The sequence below is a fragment of the Deinococcus wulumuqiensis R12 genome, from assembly GCF_011067105.1.
Lineage (GTDB): Bacteria > Deinococcota > Deinococci > Deinococcales > Deinococcaceae > Deinococcus > Deinococcus wulumuqiensis.
This window is the reverse complement of sequence record NZ_CP049357.1, coordinates 923,600-940,876: the sequence shown is the minus strand read 5'-3', so window position 1 is coordinate 940,876 and position 17,277 is coordinate 923,600. Positions and strand designations below refer to the sequence as shown.

At 69.0% G+C, this 17,277-nt stretch carries 17 protein-coding genes; 9 read left to right on the top strand and 8 right to left on the bottom strand.

Annotation, left to right across the window (positions count from 1 at the left end; translation table 11 throughout):
• Positions 1-30: 30 nt before the first annotated feature.
• Together G6R31_RS04655 and G6R31_RS04650 are read right to left on the bottom strand one after the other, a co-directional pair.
• Positions 31-1,044, bottom strand: a complete 1,014-nt coding sequence (locus tag G6R31_RS04655) for a DivIVA domain-containing protein (RefSeq protein ID WP_017869134.1) — start codon at positions 1,042-1,044, stop codon at positions 31-33.
• A complete protein-coding gene (locus G6R31_RS04650; RefSeq protein ID WP_017869133.1) occupies positions 1,041-1,670 on the bottom strand; it encodes a YggS family pyridoxal phosphate-dependent enzyme in 630 nt (209 codons plus the stop codon). The genes G6R31_RS04655 and G6R31_RS04650 overlap by 4 nt, the downstream gene beginning before the upstream one ends.
• Positions 1,671-1,799: 129 nt before the next feature.
• Here G6R31_RS04650 and pdxS point away from each other — a divergent pair, with 129 nt between their 5' ends.
• From pdxS to G6R31_RS04635, 3 genes are read left to right on the top strand one after another with little or no spacing between them, the layout of a single operon-like run.
• Positions 1,800-2,693, top strand: a complete 894-nt coding sequence (pdxS, locus tag G6R31_RS04645; RefSeq protein WP_025567195.1) for a pyridoxal 5'-phosphate synthase lyase subunit PdxS — start codon at positions 1,800-1,802, stop codon at positions 2,691-2,693.
• Positions 2,694-2,703: 10 nt separating this feature from the next.
• On the top strand, positions 2,704-3,294 hold the full coding sequence (gene pdxT, locus G6R31_RS04640; protein ID WP_025567193.1) for a pyridoxal 5'-phosphate synthase glutaminase subunit PdxT: 591 nt from the start codon (positions 2,704-2,706) through the stop codon (positions 3,292-3,294).
• A 5-nt stretch (positions 3,295-3,299) separates the two neighbouring features.
• Entirely contained in the window at positions 3,300-4,721 is a 1,422-nt protein-coding gene (locus tag G6R31_RS04635; RefSeq protein ID WP_040383940.1) for an aspartate kinase, read from the top strand.
• A 285-nt stretch (positions 4,722-5,006) separates the two neighbouring features.
• Here the strand turns inward: G6R31_RS04635 and G6R31_RS04630 are convergent, their stop codons facing one another.
• The gene (locus G6R31_RS04630) at positions 5,007-5,372 is read right to left on the bottom strand and encodes an IPT/TIG domain-containing protein (protein WP_017869129.1); all 366 of its coding nucleotides are present in this window, start codon (positions 5,370-5,372) and stop codon (positions 5,007-5,009) included.
• Positions 5,373-5,408: 36 nt separating this feature from the next.
• Between G6R31_RS04630 and G6R31_RS04625 the strand changes: the two genes are divergently transcribed.
• Complete coding sequence (locus tag G6R31_RS04625; protein ID WP_017869128.1) at positions 5,409-6,344, top strand: diacylglycerol/lipid kinase family protein; 936 nt, start codon at positions 5,409-5,411, stop codon at positions 6,342-6,344.
• A 182-nt stretch (positions 6,345-6,526) separates the two neighbouring features.
• Here the strand turns inward: G6R31_RS04625 and G6R31_RS04620 are convergent, their stop codons facing one another.
• A complete protein-coding gene (locus G6R31_RS04620) occupies positions 6,527-7,738 on the bottom strand; it encodes a Gfo/Idh/MocA family protein (protein ID WP_152423419.1) in 1,212 nt (403 codons plus the stop codon).
• Complete coding sequence (locus tag G6R31_RS04615; RefSeq protein WP_017869126.1) at positions 7,735-8,589, bottom strand: C40 family peptidase; 855 nt, start codon at positions 8,587-8,589, stop codon at positions 7,735-7,737. Before G6R31_RS04615 ends, G6R31_RS04620 begins: the two co-directional genes overlap by 4 nt.
• Before the next feature lie 275 nt (positions 8,590-8,864).
• Here G6R31_RS04615 and G6R31_RS04610 point away from each other — a divergent pair, with 275 nt between their 5' ends.
• The gene (locus G6R31_RS04610) at positions 8,865-9,569 is read left to right on the top strand and encodes a metallophosphoesterase family protein (RefSeq protein ID WP_017869125.1); all 705 of its coding nucleotides are present in this window, start codon (positions 8,865-8,867) and stop codon (positions 9,567-9,569) included.
• A gap of 143 nt (positions 9,570-9,712) precedes the next feature.
• Here G6R31_RS04610 and G6R31_RS04605 read toward each other — a convergent pair whose 3' ends face one another.
• The 3 genes from G6R31_RS04605 to uvrC form a co-directional block, all read right to left on the bottom strand.
• Positions 9,713-10,405, bottom strand: a complete 693-nt coding sequence (locus G6R31_RS04605; protein WP_025567027.1) for a phosphatase PAP2 family protein — start codon at positions 10,403-10,405, stop codon at positions 9,713-9,715.
• Between the two features lie 21 nt (positions 10,406-10,426).
• Entirely contained in the window at positions 10,427-10,690 is a 264-nt protein-coding gene (locus G6R31_RS04600; protein WP_152423415.1) for a hypothetical protein, read from the bottom strand.
• 160 nt (positions 10,691-10,850) lie between these two features.
• On the bottom strand, positions 10,851-12,698 hold the full coding sequence (uvrC, locus tag G6R31_RS04595) for an excinuclease ABC subunit UvrC (protein ID WP_017869123.1): 1,848 nt from the start codon (positions 12,696-12,698) through the stop codon (positions 10,851-10,853).
• A 72-nt stretch (positions 12,699-12,770) separates the two neighbouring features.
• Here uvrC and lnt point away from each other — a divergent pair, with 72 nt between their 5' ends.
• The 4 genes from lnt (at position 12,771) to G6R31_RS04575 (ending at position 17,207) form a co-directional block, all read left to right on the top strand.
• Positions 12,771-14,243, top strand: coding sequence for an apolipoprotein N-acyltransferase (gene lnt, locus G6R31_RS04590; protein WP_017869122.1), 1,473 nt, complete (start codon positions 12,771-12,773; stop codon positions 14,241-14,243).
• On the top strand, positions 14,240-15,514 hold the full coding sequence (gene mgtE / locus G6R31_RS04585; RefSeq protein WP_017869121.1) for a magnesium transporter: 1,275 nt from the start codon (positions 14,240-14,242) through the stop codon (positions 15,512-15,514). Before lnt ends, mgtE begins: the two co-directional genes overlap by 4 nt.
• Before the next feature lie 102 nt (positions 15,515-15,616).
• Positions 15,617-16,402, top strand: a complete 786-nt coding sequence (locus tag G6R31_RS04580; RefSeq protein WP_017869120.1) for an alpha/beta fold hydrolase — start codon at positions 15,617-15,619, stop codon at positions 16,400-16,402.
• On the top strand, positions 16,395-17,207 hold the full coding sequence (locus tag G6R31_RS04575; RefSeq protein WP_025567025.1) for an alpha/beta fold hydrolase: 813 nt from the start codon (positions 16,395-16,397) through the stop codon (positions 17,205-17,207). Before G6R31_RS04580 ends, G6R31_RS04575 begins: the two co-directional genes overlap by 8 nt.
• The last annotated feature ends 70 nt before the right edge of the window (positions 17,208-17,277 follow it).

Below are 17,277 nucleotides of genomic sequence, written 5' to 3'. Positions count from 1 at the left end.
CCACTCCCAGTGGAAGCGGCCTGTTCCTCATCAGCCGTGCTCGGCGTCCAGGTCCGAACGACTCTCGCCATGACGCCCCAGGCGTGACTTCGTTTCCGGTCCAGTCTCCCCAGCAGCTGTCTCCCCGGCATACACCGGCACCGCGTCGGGCAGGCCCTGAAGCACGTCTACCGAGTTGAGCGCCAGTGGCCTGGGCAAGCCGTCGGCCAGACCCGGCATCCCGTTCACCGGGGTCGCCTCGGCCCCCAGGAGGGCGGCGGCCAGCTCCGGCGGCACCTCGCTCAGGGCACTGACCACATCGGGGGTAACCCGGGCCGGACCCGGCGCCCCGCCTCCGGTGACCGCCAGCGGCGGCGCAGAGAGAGGGGGCGCAGAGAGAGGCGACACAGACAGGGGCGTCAGGGCCAGCGGCGTTTCTTCCGGCAGGGCGTGACGCAGGCTGAGTTCCCCGAACGACGCCAGCAGCGCCCGGTACGCACTGAGAAACTGGGCGTACTCCTGCCGGGCCGCTCCCAGCCGTCCGGAAAGGTCCTGATGCTGGGCGTGGAACTGCCGCTCGAGTTCAGCGAGGCGGTCGGCCTGCTCGCGCTCGCGGGTGCGCAACCAGTCGTGGTGGTCGCGCTCCAGCTCGGCGTAACGGTTGCGAAACGCGGTGTCGAGTTCGGCGAGGCGCTGCTCGTGACGGCGTTCGTCCTCGCTGACGCGGCGGGTGTGCTCGGTCTGCACCTCGGCGACCTTGGCGTGCGCCTGCTCCAGCAGCAGCGCCACCTCCCGCGCCGCGTTCTCACGCACCTCGTGGGCAAGGCGCTCCGCCGAGACGATGGCGCGGCGAATTTCGTCTTCGGCCCGCTTTTTTTCCTCCAGCTCGGTCTGAAGCTCGGCGAGGCGCTCGCGTTGCTGCCGGTTTTCCTGCAAGAGAGACTCAAGGCTGCGCGCCACGTCGCTGAGGTAGGCCCGCACCTGCGCCTTGTCGTAGCCGCTGACGCGTCCGTCGAACGACTGATGGGTGATGTCCCGGGGAGAAAGGGGAGGAACCGGACTCACGAGAACAGCCTCCGCCCGACGCGCACCAGGGTGGCCCCCGCCGCGATGGCAAGAGGATAATCGCCACTCATGCCCATGCTGAGGTCCGGCAACCCCAGCTCGCGGGCCTGCCGCGCCGTGTCGGCAAACACCTGCGCCGCCCGCGCCGGGTCGTCATACGGCGCCATGGTCATCAGGCCGCGCACCCGCAGGCCCGTCGCCTGCACCTCGCGCAGCACGGCGGGCAGGTCTTCGGGCAGCACCCCATGTTTCTGCCCCTCGCCGTTGTGGCGCTGCAAAAGCACGTCGGGCGCCTGCCCCCACGCCGCCGCCGCGTCGGCGAGCGCCTGCGCCTGCCAGACCTCCTCGATGGAATGCACCAGCGTCACGCCGCGCAGGTACTTGACCTTGTTGCGCTGCAAAGGCCCGATGAAGTGCCACTCCGCCTGCGGCCACGCGGCCACCTTGTCGCGCAGTTCCTGCCCCCGGTTCTCGGCCAGCGGAAAGTCACCGTGCGCGAGCACCCGCTCACGAATCTCGTCCAGAGCGTGCCCCTTGGTCACCGCGACCAGACGCACCGACCCGGCCTCGCGCCCGGCCTGCTGCTCGGCCGCCCGGATGTCTGACAGCACCTGCGGCACACTCACTTCTCCACCTTCTGCACACCGTCCATTGTGGCCCCTCCCCAGTTCCCACTCAAGCGGCGGCAACTGACCCCATCCCCTGCACGCAACTGCCCCCAAAGGCGGGGCCAGCGGCGGCCTACCCTCTGGCCCATGACCGAACAGCCGCAGACCGGAACGCCGCAGATCAAGCAGGGCTTCGCCGAGATGTTCAAGGGCGGCGTCATCATGGACGTGGTGACCGCCGACCAGGCCCGCATCGCCGAGGCCGCCGGCGCCACCGCCGTGATGGCGCTCGAGCGCGTGCCCGCCGACATCCGCAAGGACGGCGGCGTGGCCCGCATGAGCGACCCCCGGATGATCAAAGAAATCATCGGGGCCGTGAGCATCCCCGTGATGGCCAAAGTCCGCATCGGGCACTTCGTGGAAGCGCAGATCTTGCAGGCCATCGGCGTGGACTTCATCGACGAGTCGGAGGTGCTGACCCCCGCCGACGAGCAGTTCCACATCCTCAAGCACGACTTCAAGGTGCCGTTCGTCTGCGGCGCCAAGAACCTCGGGGAAGCGCTGCGCCGCGTGGGGGAGGGCGCGAGCATGATTCGCACCAAGGGCGAAGCCGGGACCGGCAATGTCATCGAGGCCGTGCGGCACGCCCGCACCGTGCTGGGCGACATCCGCAGCATTCAGGCCCGCCCCGCCGAGGAGCTGATGACGGTGGCCCGCGACCTTCAGGCGCCCTACGACCTCGTTCGGTACGTCCACGAACACGGCAAGCTCCCGGTCGTGAACTTCGCGGCGGGCGGCGTCGCCACCCCCGCCGACGCCGCGCTGATGATGCAGCTCGGCCTCGACGGGGTGTTCGTCGGCAGCGGCATCTTCAAGTCGGCGAACCCCGAGCGCCGCGCCCAGGCCATCGTCAAGGCGGTGACGCACTTCCAGAACCCCGACGTGCTCGCCGAAGTCAGCGAGGACCTCGGCGCCCCGATGACGGGCATCAACATCGACGAGCTGATTCCGGAGGCGCGGCTGGCCTCGCGTGGCTGGTGAGGGAGAGCCGGTGACTGTCGGTGTGCTGGCCCTTCAGGGCGCCTTCCGCGAGCACCGCCAGCGCCTCGAACAGCTCGGAGCCGGGGTGCGCGAGGTTCGCCTCCCCGCCGACCTCGCGGGCCTGAGCGGGCTGATTCTGCCCGGCGGCGAGTCCACGACGATGGTGCGGCTGCTCGGGGAATACGGCCTCTGGGCGCCGCTGCGCGACTTCCACGCCTCGGGCGGGGCGCTGTGGGGCACCTGCGCGGGGGCCATCCTGCTGGCGAGCGAAGTCACGGGCGGCAGTCCCTCGCTGCCCCCGCAGCCGGGGCTGGGGCTGCTCGACATCACCGTGCAGCGCAACGCCTTCGGGCGGCAGGCCGACTCCTTCACCGCGCCGCTGGACGTGGAAGGGCTGGAGACACCTTTTCCGGCTGTCTTTATCCGCGCCCCGGTCATTACGCGCGTGGGCGAAGCGGTCCGGGCGCTCGCGCAGGTCGGCGGGCAGACCGTACACGTGCAGCAGGGGCGCGTCCTGGCGAGTTCCTTTCATCCGGAACTGACGAATGACACCCGTCTGCACCGGCTGTTTCTCGCGCTGGCCGGTGAGCGGGCATACTGAGACCCATGAGCCAAGCCCAACCTCCCCACCGCCTCCTCGTCATGAAATTCGGCGGCACCAACATGCAGGACGCCCAAGCCATCCGCCACAGCGCCTCGCTCGCCGGGCGCAGCGTCCGGGAAGGCGTGAAGGTCGTGGTGGTGGTCAGCGCGATGGCGGGCGTGACCAACGGCCTGCTGCACCTCGCCGACGCGGCGGAATCGGGCGACATCGCCCGCGCCAACGACGAGATCGCCGCGCTGCGCACCCGGCACTTCACGGCGGCGCAGGAACTGGGGGCCACGCCCGACAGTGAAACCGTGCGCGAGCTGCGCGAACTGCACGAAACGCTGCGTCAGGCCGTCTACGGCGTGTATCTGCTGCGCGAACTCACCCCGCGCAGCCGTGACCTGATCGTGGCCTTCGGCGAGCGGCTCTCGGCCCCGCTGATGAGCCTGGCCCTCGAACAGTCGGGCCTGCGGGCGCGGCACCTGACCGGCGGCGAAGCGGGCATCCTGACCGACGTGCATTTCGGAAATGCCCGGCCCCTGCCCACGACCTACGAGCGCGTCAAGGACCGCCTCAGCGGGTTTCTCAGTGCAGGCGTGACCCCGGTCATCGCGGGCTTCATGGGCGAAACCGAGCAGGGCGCCCTGACCACGCTGGGACGCGGCGGCACCGACTTTTCCGCCACCATCGTGGGCAAGGCGCTGGGCGCCGACGAGGTGTGGGCCTGGAAAGACGTGGACGGCGTGATGTCGGCTGACCCCCGGGTGGTGGGGGACGCGAGCAACATCGAGGTGCTGAGCTACGGCGAGGTGATGGAGCTGGCCTATTTCGGCGCCAAGGTGCTGCACCCGCTCGCAGTCACGCCCCTGCAAGACAGCGGCATTCCCCTGCGCGTCAAGAGCGCCGCCGACCCCGACTTCCCCGGCACGCTGGTGCGCTCGCAGCCCGAGGACGTGCCGGGCCGCCCGGTCAAGGCCGTGACCGCCATCAAGAACGTCAGCCTGCTCACCGTGACCGGCGCGGGGGTGCTGGGCGTGCCGGAAGTCATCGCCAGCGTGTTTACCGCCATCGCCCGCGAGAACATCACCCTCTTGATGGTGTCGCAGAGCAGCTCGATGAGTAACGTCTCGCTCGCGGTGCCGAGTGCCGACGCGGGGCGGGCGCTTCAGGCGCTGCGGGCCGGGCTGCCCAGCGACCTTCAGGTCGAGGAAACGAGCGGTGTGGCCGTGCTCGCCATCGTCGGCAGCGGCATGCGCGGGCAGCAGGGCGTCTCGGCGCGGCTGTTCGCGGCACTGGCGGGAGAAGACATCAACATCCTGATGATTTCGCAGGGGTCGAGCGAACTCAACATCTCGGTGGCCCTGCACGGCGACGCCGTGGACCGCGCCACCGCCGCCGTTCACGCCGCATTCGACCTCAGCCAGCCGGTCAGCGTCTGATACGGATTCCGCTAAATTCCTGCACAGTCGGAACTACACCGCCTGTGCATCCATATCGCGAAATCCGTATCTTTTCCTACTCCTTTCAGTCGGATTGAATCCAGAAATCTGCTGGATTCAATCGGAATCCGTATGAGCCTGTCGCAATAAGCCTATTCCAGCGGAGAAGAACCCCTCCGCTGGCTTTTGTTCAGAGCTAGAGAAAAAAAGCACCAATAGTCCAACAAGTCATTTTTTTCACAAGCGGCCAAATTAAAAAGAGGGGGCGGACGTTGCCCCCATCCTTCAGCGCAGGCTGACGCGCAGGCCGGTCGAGCGCTTGCCGCCGACCTCGACGAACAGCCAGGAGCCGCCCGCCGGCATCCCCTCGGGCACCGTGAGAACGATTTCGGTGTCGGTCCAGCTCTGAACGGCGCTGACGGGAAAGGCGGTGCCCCCCTGGCCGTTTTCGTCGGCCCCGATCAGGACGCGGGCGGTCTGGGCGCTGCCGAGGTAGCGGCCCTGAATGGTGAGCGTCCCCCCGGCGGCGGCGCCTTCGGAGACCTTGATAAGGACCGGGGTGACGGTGACGCCCGCGACCGTGCTGGTGCGGGGCGTGCAGGACGCGAGCAGACCGGTCAACAGTAAAGAAGCACAGAAGAAACGCAGCATGGATAGCCCTCCGCCGGGCAGTCTAATAAGCTGGAGATGACGGGTCAAACCACCCCCCCCACACACCGGATTCTGGTCGTGTTCAATCCCAAGAGCGGGCAGGGCGAAAGTGGCCTGCCCGAATTCGTGACGGTTCTGCGCGACTCCGGCGCTTCGGTGACCGAGCGCGAGCTGCAGCCGGACGTGCCCATGAGCGAGTACGTGCAGGACCTCACCGAGTACAGCGCAGTGGTCGGCGCCGGGGGCGACGGCACGGTGAGCAGCCTCGCCTACGCGATGCGGGACCGGAACGTGCCGCTGCTCGCCTACCCGGCAGGCACCGCCAACCTGATCGCGCAGAACCTCGACCTGCCGCGTGACCCGGCCGACCTCGCCCGGATCGTGCTCGACGGGCACGCCGTGCAGCTCGACCTCGGTGAAGTGGACGTGCGCGGGGAAAAGAGCGGCTTTTGCATGCTCGCCGGAGCAGGTGCCGACGCCGCGATGATCCGCGACTCGGAAGACCTCAAGGAACGCTTCGGGGCGATGGCCTACGTGATGAGCGCCATGAAGCAGCTCAACCCGAAAAAGACCCGCTTCCAGCTCACCATCGACGGCGAGCGGCGGGAATTCGAGGGCATCGGCGTGATGGTCGCCAACCTCGGCATGGCGAACTACCGCCTGCCGATCACCGACGACATCAGCCCCAGCGACGGACGCTTCACGGTGATTCTGATGCGTGCGGGCAACATCCTGCGGCTCGTGCCCAACCTGATCGACTCGGTGCGCGGCAAACTCGGCCTGGGCGACCCGATGTTCGCAGGCAACCTCGAAACGCTCGAAGCCCGCGAAATCACGGTGGACGCCGACGACCCCTTTCCGCTGCAGTACGACGGCGAGCTGCATGTGGAAACCACGCCGTTTACCGCCCGCATCCTGCCGGGAGCCATCCGGCTGCTGACGCACGTGAGGCGCGACGAACTCGACACCTGACCTGATACGGATTCCGCTTAATTCCTGCACAGTCGGGCCTATACAGTTGGGAAGGCGCCGCCTGTGCATCCATATCGCGGAATCCGTATTTTTTCCTACTCGCATCCGCTCTGCTGCGCAGCTTTGCAAGTCGGATTGAATCTGAAACTACCAGATTCAATCGGAATCCGTATGACCTGACGCTAGAGCGCCTGAACCGTGCCGGCCCGCCGCGCGCGCTCCGCCGCGAAGGCGAGGCGGTGAGAATCGAGCGACTCGGCCAGAGGCGTGGGCGGCGGCGCCTGTCCGCGCAGGAAACGCAGCCACGCGGCGACCAGGCCCTCGTCCCCGCCGCCGTGGTTGCCGCCGACCTCGACCCGCCAGCGCTCGGGGGCAGCTCCAGGCCCAGCGGTGAAGTCATGCAGCTCCAGCTCGCCGCGCTCCATGTGACCACGCAACTCGCCTCGCGCCCCCAGCAGTTTGAGGGTGCGGGCATTGTTGTGGGTAAAGGCACTGACCGTCAGTTGCGCCGTGACCCCCCCCGCGAACTCGGCAGTCACGGCCTGATGCTCGACGACATCGTTCTGTCCGTTATAGACGCACGCCCCATACGGCCCCCACGGCAGCGCCTCCTCCAGACTCAGCCCCCCCGCCGTCAGCACCGTGTTGGGCCAGACATCGGGTGCGAACGCCCCGTAAATGCGCCGGGCATCGTAAGCACAATCGGTCAGCGGACAAGTCATGCAGCGCCCGGACGCCTCCGCCGGAACTTCCTCGGGTCGAAAATGCAGGCGGGTGCCTACGCTGCTGACCCGCACAGGCGGACTTCCGGCAAACCAGCGCAGCAGGTCGAGGTCATGGCAACTCTTGGCGAGCAAAAACGGGGCCGCCGGGGGCGAGGTTCGCCAGTTGCCGCGCACGTAGGAATGCGCGTAGTGCCAGAAGGCGACGTTCTCGGCGTGTTGGATGCCCACCAGCCGCCCGAGCCGTCCCGAGGCGACAACCTCATGGACCGCCTGAAAAAACGCCGTCGCCCGCAGGACGTGGCAGACGGTGACCCGCCCGCTGGAGGCGGCTTCGGCGGCGAGCAGCCGTTCCAGGTCGGCCTCGTCCAGGCACACCGGCTTTTCGAGCAGCACGTCGTACCCGAGGCCCAGCGCCGCGAGGCACGGCCCGACATGCTGGTCGTCGGGCGTGGCGATCACCACCGCGTCGGCCACCCGCCCGAGGGCGAAAAACTCGGCCCAATCCTGAAAACACGCTTCCGGGGGCACCCCGAAACGCGCGGCGACCTCGCGCAGCCGGTCGGGGCGGGGGTCCACCAGCCACGCGACCTTTGCCCCCTGATCGGTCAGGTGCCGGGCGTACACGTCGGCGCCCCGGTTGCCGCAGCCGATCACGGCGACCCGGATCACCGCGCCTCCGGCCCCGGCCACCGCCCGTAGCCACGCAGCGAGGCGAGCAGCCGCCCGCCGTACTCGCCCTCCCCCAGCGTGTCCACCGACACCGCCATCGCCGTGGCGTTGGCATGGACCATCTGCCGCCCGTCCAGCATCAGGCCGACGTGTCCGGGAAAAAAGGCGAGGTCGCCGCGCCGGGGCACGTCCACCGTGCTCAGCGCCGCGTGCTGCTGGTCGGCGTCACGCGGCAGGCTCAGGCCGCACGCCGCGTAGGCGAGCTGCGTCAGCCCCGAGCAGTCCAGTCCCCAGGCGCTGCGCCCCCCCCACACGTAGGGCGCCCCGAGCAGCGTGAGCGCGAACGACGCAGGGTCGGGCACGGCGAGAGGAGAGAGCACCACCGCCTGCACCCACCCGGCCTGTCCGCCGGGCAACGTGACCGGCTGCCAGCGGCGGTGCTCCTCGGTGACGACCTCGCCCGCGCCCGCTGCCAGCCGCGCTCCCCGGCACAGTTCGGCCACGATGGGCGCACTGACGCGGGGCGCGGCGTAGGCGTGCGCCCGCAGCGCCTCAACCTCCAGGTCCGGGGTCCAGCCCGCGCCCACGTCCGCCGCCCGCGCCCAGCCCAGGTAACCGTCATGAACGGTGCGGACCCAGGTCCACTCGCCCTCGTCGGCCAGCCGTTCGAGCGCCTCACCGGGAAGGGCCTCGGTGACCTGCGCGGCCAGGGGTTCGGGCGCCGAGCGCAGCGCTGTCCGGCTGCGGGCGCGGGCGGGAGAGGGGCGCAGTTCATGCCAGCCTGCCGGGGCCGGGGCCTCGGACCAGCGGCGCTGGGGGTCGTGGGCGAACAGGCGGGGGTCGGCGGTCATAGGCCCCAGGGTAGTCTGCACCACCCCCCGGGGGAAGGCCGGGAACGGCGCACCGGGGCCGGGCAGATGCTCTAGAGCAGTTCTCCGAATGACGTGATGCGCGGAACAGCACCCCGCATCACTCCATTCTCTCCTGCGGAGCTGTCCCAGTCTGCTGCGCAGCTTTGCAAGTCCGCCCTGCTCAGTGTTTTGCACTCGCTCTCTTCGAGCTGTCCCAGTCCGCTCGCCAAAAAGACGTTACGTCTTTCCGTCAAATGCTCTAGGATGACCTCACCTTGCGAATCGCCTTTCTCAGTGACCTCCACGGCAATATTCACGCCCTGACCGCCGTCAAGCGGTTCCTGAACGAGCAGATCGTCAATCAGGTGGTGGTGGTGGGTGACCTCGTGGGCTACGGCGCCTCGCCGGGTCCGGTCATCGATTTCGTGCAGCGCGAAGGCTGGCCCACCGGCATGGGCAGCAGCGACCTGCGGGTGTCGCTGGACTTCGGCGAGCGCGAGGGGCGGCGCGGCGTGGCCGATCAGGTGCTGCAATGGACGCGCAAGACCCTGACGCCCGCGCAGTTCGAGTTTCTGCGCCGCCTGCCCCCGAGCGGACGCCTGAGCACCCCCATCGGGCGGGTGCGCTACTTTCACGGCTCGCCGCACGACCCCGAGCAGCGCCTGGACCTGATGGGCAGCGAGATGGAGCTGCGGCGTCTGGGGGAGCAGCTCTCGGCGCGGGTGGTGGTGGTGGGCGGCACCCACGTGCCGTTTATCCGCACGGTGGATGAAACGACCTTCGTGGACCCCGGCAGCGTGGGGCTGTCGCTCAACCACGAACCCGGCGCGGACGTCGCCATCGTCGATTGCGTGGGCCGCAAACCCAAGGTCACGCTGCACAAGGTGCCCTACGACTACTCGTCGAGCGCCTTTGACATCATGGCCTGGAACCTGCCGCCCGTCATCGCCGACGTGATTCGCACCGGCAGGATGGGCTGATACGGATTCCGCTTAATTCCTGCACAGTCGGGAAAGCGCCGCCTGTGCATCCATATCGCAGAATCCGTATTTTTTCCTACTCGCATCCGCTCGGATTGAATCTGAAACGACCAGATTCAATCGGAATCCGTATGAGCAGCTTTTCAAACAGGGGGGCGGCGCAGCGCCGGCCAGCGCCGGCCCATCGTCAGGTACAGCCCGAACACCCAGGCCGTACTTGCCAGAAAGCCCGCCAGCACGTCGCTGGGATAATGCACGCCGAGATAATTGCGGCTGACCCCGACCAGCAGCGCCCACAGCACCCCGAAGGCGGCCAGCGGCCAGCCCGCCCGTGAGCGCCGGAAGGCGAGTGCCAGCGCCAGCCCGAACGCCGCATTCACCATCGCGTGACCGCTGGGAAAGGAAAAGCCCGGTTCGCTGAGCACCGCGAGCAGTTCGTCGGGCCGGGGGCGGTGAAAGACGAGTTTCGCCAGCACGTTGAGCAGGGTCGCCCCGGCCACGGCCAGCACCAGAAACGCCGCGTGGACATCCCCCCGGCGGCGCAGCGCCCAGGCGAACAGCAGCGTGAGGAGCGGCAGGCCGCCCGCCCCCGCCACCACGGCGAGCACCCGCGCGGCCTGCGTCAGCCCCGGCGTGCGCCGCGCGGCGTACCAGTCCAGCAGGCTCTGGTCCCAGGCGAAGCCCCCGTGCCGGAAGATGTCCTCGGCCAGGTCGGCAAACAGCAACAGAGGCACCAGCACGGCGAGCAGGAGCCGCAGCGCGGCGCGCCCATGCTGGCGGATGATGCCCTGCGGGGGGGACGGTGAGAGGGGGGACGTGGCGTGGTCGGCGGGCATCCCGCCATTGTCGCCTGAAGGTCAGCCCGCTGTCAGCGTCCCGGTCTGAAGCCAGGGTAAAGGGTTCGGGCGCGGGGTGCGCTCCTGCGCCATCTGGCGCATCCCGCACCCGGCCAGGCGGCGCATGTGGCGGGGTGCCGCCGGGCCGCATCCTGTGGGGGCCAGGAGGTCCGACCATGAACCACTTCGACGCCGAAAGCCCACGCCGCTGCCCTGCGGGCCGAAGCCGCGCACCGTCGCCTCGCCCGGCAGGCCGCGCCGACACGTCCCCGGTCTGTCCTGCACCGGCTTATACGGATTCCGATTGAATCTGGTCGTTTCAGATTCAATCCGACTTGCAAAGCTGCGCAGCAGAGCGGATGCGAGTAGGAAAAAATACGAATTCCGCTTAATTCCTGCACAGTCGGGAAAGCGCCGCCTGTGCATCCATATCGCGGAATCCGTATTATCCGCTGGCGATTTTGGCTTCCCGCGCCTGCAAAAACGCCTTGACACTCTGCGCCGCCCGTGCCGACATCCCCGGCACGGCGGCGATCTGCTCGACCGGGGCGGCGGCGAGGTCTTCGAGGCTGGTGAAATGTTCGAGCAGGGCGTCGCGCCGCTTTTGCCCGATGCCCGGCAGGTCGTCGAAGACACTTCGGAGCATCCCCTCGCCGCGCAGTTTGCGGTGGTAGCTCACGGCGTAGTTGTGGACCTCGTCGCGCACGCCGATCAGCATCCGCAGCGCCGGGTGGGTGCGCGGCAGCAGCAGTTCGCGGTCCACGCCGACCTCGGTGCCCGCCTCCAGCCACCACTGCGCCCCGTAGCGCCCAGGCAAAATCAGCCGCTCCTCGCGCTTGGCCAGCCCCACCACCGGCACCTGCACGTTCGCCTCTTTCAGGGCGTCGAGCGCGGCGTTCACCTGCCCGCGCCCCCCGTCGATCAAGACGAGGTCGGGCAGCGGCAGCTTGTCCGAGAGCGAGCCGGTAAAGCGGCGGTAAATCGTCTGCTTCATCGACTCGTAGTCGTCGGGACGCTCCAGGCCGCGCACCTTGAAGCGGCGGTGTTCGCCCCGGCGTGAACGTCCGCCCTCGAAGACCACCATGCCCGAGACGATGTTGGTGCCGAACAGGTTGGAGTTGTCATAGCCCTCGATGCGCCAGGGCCGCTCGGGGAGGGCGAGCACGTCCTTGAGGGCGTCCAGGCCCGGATGGTCGCCCCGGCGCTCGAGCAGCGCCATTTCCGACTCCAGCCCCACCGCCGCGTTGCGCTGCGCCATGTCGATGAGGTCGGTCTTGTCGCCGCGCTTGGGGGTGCGCATCTCGACCTTCCGGCCCGCCTGACGCGACAGGAACTCGCTCCACAGCCGCGCGTCCTCGTACTCGGCGGGCAGCAGAATCAGCGGCGGCACGTGCGTGGCCTGGGTGTAGTAGTCGGACACGAACGCGCCGATGATTTCCCCCAGGCCCGTGTCGTCCGCGCCCGTCAAAAAGCGTTTGTCGCGCCCCACCACGCGCCCGCCGCGCATGCGGAACAGTTGCACCATCGCGAATTCCCCGGCCTGCGCCGCGCCCAGAAAGTCGAGGTCGGTTTCCTCGCTGACAAAGGCGTGCTGCTCGGTCCCGAAAAGCTTTTCCACCGCCTGCACCCGGTCCCGGATGCGGGCGGCCTGCTCGAAGTCCTGCCCCTGTGCGGCGGCCTTCATGTCCTCTTTCAATCGGGCCACCACCGGAGCCGCCCGGCCCTCGAGCAGCGCCCGCACGTCGTCCACGACCTGCCGGTATTCGTCCGGTTGCGCCGCATCTATACACGGCCCCAGGCAGCGGCCCATGTGGTAGTTCAGGCACGGGCGCGGCTTTTTCTGCATCGGCAGCCCCGAGTTTTTGCGCAGCGGAAACATGGTGTCGATCAGGTGCTTGACCCGCCGCACCGCCGAGGCGTCCGGGTAGGGACCGTAGTAATTCGCGCCGTCCTTGAGGACCCGCCGCGTGACGACCAGCATCGGAAACGGCTCGTTGGTGAGCTTGAGAAAGGGGTAATGCTTGTCGTCCTTGAGCAGGACGTTGTAGTGCGGGCGGTGCTGCTTGATGAGGTTGGCCTCGAGCACGAGCGCCTCGACCTCGTTGGCGGCGCTGATGAATTCGAGCGACTCGGCGAGCTTCGTGAACTTGCCGCTTTTGCCGCCCGCCTTGAAGTGCTGCGTGACCCGCGCGCGCAGATTGTTCGCCTTGCCGATATAAATCGGCACGCCCCCCTTGCGAAAAATGTACACGCCGGGGGAGGTGGGCAGCACGGGCAGGTCGTCGTAATGCACGCCCTGAAGATAGGGGAGGGGCCACCCGGCGAGTGCCGCGCGCCTTACGGTCAGGGGCTACACTCTGTCCCGATGCCGCGCCGCCGCCTGCCGCCCCCCGCCGTGTCCGCCCTGCTCGGGGTGGCCCTCGCGCTGACGTTGCCGCCGCTGCCCACCGGCGTCCTCGCGCCCTTCGCCCTGGCGGGGCTGCTGTGGTACGCCGCCCGCGCCGACACCCCCCGGCAGGTCGCGGGCCGCGTCTGGTGGGCGGTCTTTGCCATGAACACCCTTCATCTGTGGTGGCTGACCGCCTTTCTCGGCAACATCTTCGGCTTTCCGCCCGCCGGGGCACTGGCGTTCGTGCTGTATGCCCTCGAAGGCGGGTTCTTTGCGCTGATGGCGTATGTCGTCGCCCGCCTGGTCGCTTCGGCGCGGGGCCGCGTCTGGGCGCTGGCGGGCGGCTGGGGCCTCGTGGAAGCCCTGCGTTTCCTGGGGCCGCTCGCTTTTCCCTGGCCGACACTCGGGTACGCGCTCTTGCCCACGCCGCTGATTCAGGTGGCCGACCTCGGCGGGGTGCTGCTCGCCAGCGGGCTGATTCTGGGCCTCGCGGCGGCGCTGGCGAGCCGCTCCCGGCGAAGTGTCCTGACCCTGGGTCTGGTCTGGCTCGCGGCCCTGGGCTACGGCCTGACGCGCACGCCGGGGCAGGGACCCGAACAGCCCATGCGGGTGCTGCGAACGACGTTCGATGCCTTTGGCCGGGCCAGCGGGTATGTCACGCCCGAGCAGCAACTGACCCAGCAGCTTCCGTTCAGCGTCGACCGTCCTGCCGGCAGCGTCGTGGTCTGGAGCGAAACGGCCCTGATGCTGCCCGCACTTCCCGCCGACGTGCCGCAGTTTCCGGCCCCCGGCATCTCCGGCCTGCGCACCCTGACGCCCGACCAGAACAGTGTGATTTCTATCGATGCGGCAGGAAAGTTGACCGGACAGAATGTCAAGGCCAAGCTGGTGCCGTTCGGCGAGGAATTTCCTTTCTACAGTCTCCTTAAACCTGTGTACGGCGTGTTCGAACAGGCGCTGGGCTTTGAGTTCGGTTCACTCGAAGCCGCCCGGCAGGTCCAGCCCCTGACCTTGAACGGCGTTCAGTACGGCACCTATGTCTGCTACGACTCGGTGTTTCCCTGGGTGGCCCGCGAGCTGACCCGCAAAGGCGCACAACTCCTCGTCAACCCGTCCAACGACGGCTGGTATCAGGGCTGGGGCGTCGCGCAGCATTTCTGGATGGGCCGCGTCCGCGCCATCGAAACGCGGCGCTGGCTGGTCCGCAGCGTCAACCTCGGCGTGGCGGGCGCGGTGGACGACCTCGGGCGCCCGGTGCAGGTCATCGCCAGCGGCGACGCGGTGCAGGCCCTCGACGTGCGCCCGAAACTGCTCAGCGGCCAGACCGTCTATGCCCGCCTCGGCGACCTGCCCGCGCTGCTGCTGTTCGCCGTTCTGCTCGGCGCCGGCTGGGCGCGTCGGCACGGGCGGGCGGACGCCAGCCCCCTCGACTATCCTGTTGACCCATGATTCCCCCGTCCTCCTCCTCGCCCGCCGAACTCGCGCGGCAGTGGGCGCGGCGCAGTGCGGCGCGTCGGCGGGACGCCTTTTTGCAGGCCGACGAGGGGACGCAGGCCCGGGTGCTGCCCCTCCTGCCGCCGGAAGTGCAGGCCGAACTGCTCTCCGGCCTCCCCCAACCCGACGCGGCACGCGGGCTGCGCCGCCTGAGGCCCGACGACCGCACCGCCCTGCTCGAACAGGTGCCGGAGGCCCGGCGCCACACGCTGCTGCGGTTGCTCGGGCCTTCAGAGCGGGCGCTGGCCGAGCAGCTCCTGAGCTACCCGCCGCAGAGTGTGGGCCGCCTGATGAACCCCGAGGTCACGGCGGTGCGCCCCGACTGGACGGTGGCTCAGACCTTCGCGCACCTCAGGCGGCAGGCCGACCCCGGCACCATCGAGGACCTGTACGTCGTGGACGACGAGGGCGTGCTGATGGACGCCGTCCCCCTGCGGGCCTTCGTCCTGAGCGAGCCGGAGACGGCGGTCGGGGCGCTGGTGGACCGTCAGTACGTGGCGCTGAATGCCGGCGCCGACCGCGAGGACGCCGTGCGCGTCATGCTGGCCGCCGACCTGCCGGTGCTGCCCGTCGTGAGCGAGCAGGGGCGGCTGCTGGGCGAAGTGACCTTCGACGACGTGCTGGACGTGGCCGAGGAAGAACACACCGAGGACGTGCAGCGCGGCGCCGCCGTCGTGCCCCTGGGCCGCCAGGTGCGTGCCGTACGCCTGACCGAGCTGTACCGCAAGCGGGTGGGCTGGCTGGTGGTGCTGGTGTTCGTCAACCTGCTTTCGGGGGCCATCATCGCGCGTTACGAGGGCGTCATCACCGAAGTGGTCGCGCTGGTGATGTTCCTGCCGCTCCTGATCGGCAGCAGTGGCAACGCGGGCGCACAGGCCGCCACGCTGATGGTGCGGGCGCTGGCGACCGGCGACGTGACCCCCGCCGACTGGGGCAGACTGATGGTGCGCGAGGTGGGCGTCAGTCTGGCGCTGGGCCTGACCATGGGCGTGGCGGTGGCCCTGCTGGGCAGCGTGCGCGCGGGCACGCAGGTGGCGCTGGTGGTCGCCGTGACGATGGTCCTGGTGGTCGTCATCGGGAGCCTCATCGGCCTGAGCCTGCCCTTCGTGCTTCAGCGCTTCAAACTCGACCCCGCTACCGCCAGCGGCCCGCTGGTCACCTCGCTGGCCGACGTGATAGGTGTGGTCGTGTACTTCGCTGTGGCGACCAGACTGCTGGGGTTGTAGCGGATGGTCCGTATGCGGTTTGAGAGAGTCAAAGTCCAGCACAAAGCTTTTCTTACCTAAGTAGCCTTAGATAAGAAAACCCCCATTTCGAGTCTAAGACGTATGCTGGGCCGCGTGAAGGTCGAGGAATACCGCGAGGGCGCGTCTGCCCTGCGTTACCGGGTGGCGGGCGCGTCGGGCGACCCGGTGGTGCTGATTCATGGGCTGAGCGGCTCCTGGCGCTGGTGGCGCAGGCAAGTCCCGCTGCTCTCGGCGCGGCACCGGGTGTATGTCATCGACCTGACCGGCTACGGGCACCACCTCGCGTGGCGGCAGCGTTCGCTGGGGGTGCGTGAGGACGCCGCGCTGATCGCCCGCTGGCTGGACGCCGAGCGCCTTGAGCGCGTCACCCTGATCGGGCACTCGATGGGCGGGCACATCGCGCTGCATGTGGCCGCACTCGCGCCCGGGCGGGTGGACCGCTTGGTGCTGGCCTGCGCCAGTGGGCTGCTGCGCGAGCACCCGGTGCGGGCGGCGCTGCACCTGCCCCGGGCCGCGCTCACCGGGCGGCCTTCCTTTCTGCCGGTGATTCTGGCCGACTCGGCGCGGGCGGGGCTGCCGAACCTGTGGCGGTCGGTGTCACGGCTGCTGCGCGACAGCGTGCTTGACCTGTTGCCGGAGATTCGCGCCCGCACGCTGGTCGTGTGGGGGGCACGCGACGCCCTGATTCCGGCGGCGCTGGGGCGGCAGCTCGCCGCGAGCATTCCGGGGGCGCAGTACGTCGAGCTGCCCCGCGCCGGGCACGTGGTGATGGTGGACGACCCGGCGGGCTTCAACCGCGCGGTGCTCGATTTTCTGGCCCAGGGTCCGGGCAAACAGTCTCCGGGCAAACAGGCGCCGGATGTCTGAGAGCTACGTATCTGAGGGCCACTCCCGCTGGACGCGGGTGCAGGGGCTGTGGACGCACGCCCGGGTGCTGGGCAGCGGGCCGCCGCTGGTGGTGGTGCCGGGGCTGGGCTGCGCCTCGTGGATGTATGAGCGGGTGGGGCGGCAACTGGCCCGCACGCGCACGGTGTACCTCTACGACCCGCCCGGACACGGCCACAGCCAGGGGCGGCCCGGCGCTCCGGCGAGCATCGAGGCGCTCACCGACCACCTCGCGGCGTGGCTGGAGGCCAGCGGCCTGCGCTGCGCGCCGCTGTTCGGGCACTCGCTGGGCGGCGAGGTGATCTTCGACCTCGCGGCGCGGTATCCCCGCTGCACCACCGGCCTGATCGCCTGCGCCCCCACCGGCATCCCGGAAAGCCCCAGCGTGGCGGCGCAACTGCTCCGGCTGCTGCTCGACCTGCCGCGCGAGCGCCCCGGCCTGCTGTTTCCCGGCGGCCTGCGGGCCTACCGGCGGGCGGGCCTGGGCACCATGTACCGCCTCGCCCAGGACCAGAGCGAGCACCAGACCGGCGCCCTTCTCCCCCGCATCCGGGTGCCCACGCTGCTGCTCGACGGCGACGGCGACCCGGTCATCCGCGCCTGGACCGTCGAGGAGATTCGCCGCAGCATTCCCCACGCCCTGATTCGCGAGATTCGTGGCGGCACCCACGCCCTGACCGACAGCCACCCCCGCGCCGTGGCGAGTTACGCCCGCGACTTCCTGAAACTGATCGAAGATGGCCGCCTGCACACGGGCAACCAGTACGACGAGGCTTTGAAGCAATAAAGTTGCTCGATTCCTGAAAAATAAGCAGAGTTTGGCAATAAAGTTGCGTAAAGAGGCCAGTGGTCCTAGA

Bases quoted from the DNA above. Each gene is read 5' to 3' on its own strand.
- G6R31_RS04575 (WP_025567025.1), top strand. From the start codon at position 16,395: ATGTCTGAGAGCTACGTATCTGAGGGCCACTCCCGCTGGACGCGGGTG.
- lnt (WP_017869122.1), top strand. From the start codon at position 12,771: ATGCCGCGCCGCCGCCTGCCGCCCCCCGCCGTGTCCGCCCTGCTCGGG.
- G6R31_RS04615 (WP_017869126.1), bottom strand. From the start codon at position 8,589: ATGACCGCCGACCCCCGCCTGTTCGCCCACGACCCCCAGCGCCGCTGG.
- pdxS (WP_025567195.1), top strand. From the start codon at position 1,800: ATGACCGAACAGCCGCAGACCGGAACGCCGCAGATCAAGCAGGGCTTC.
- mgtE (WP_017869121.1), top strand. From the start codon at position 14,240: ATGATTCCCCCGTCCTCCTCCTCGCCCGCCGAACTCGCGCGGCAGTGG.
- G6R31_RS04630 (WP_017869129.1), bottom strand. From the start codon at position 5,372: ATGCTGCGTTTCTTCTGTGCTTCTTTACTGTTGACCGGTCTGCTCGCG.
- G6R31_RS04635 (WP_040383940.1), top strand. From the start codon at position 3,300: ATGAGCCAAGCCCAACCTCCCCACCGCCTCCTCGTCATGAAATTCGGC.
- G6R31_RS04605 (WP_025567027.1), bottom strand. From the start codon at position 10,405: ATGCCCGCCGACCACGCCACGTCCCCCCTCTCACCGTCCCCCCCGCAG.
- G6R31_RS04625 (WP_017869128.1), top strand. From the start codon at position 5,409: ATGACGGGTCAAACCACCCCCCCCACACACCGGATTCTGGTCGTGTTC.
- G6R31_RS04580 (WP_017869120.1), top strand. From the start codon at position 15,617: ATGCTGGGCCGCGTGAAGGTCGAGGAATACCGCGAGGGCGCGTCTGCC.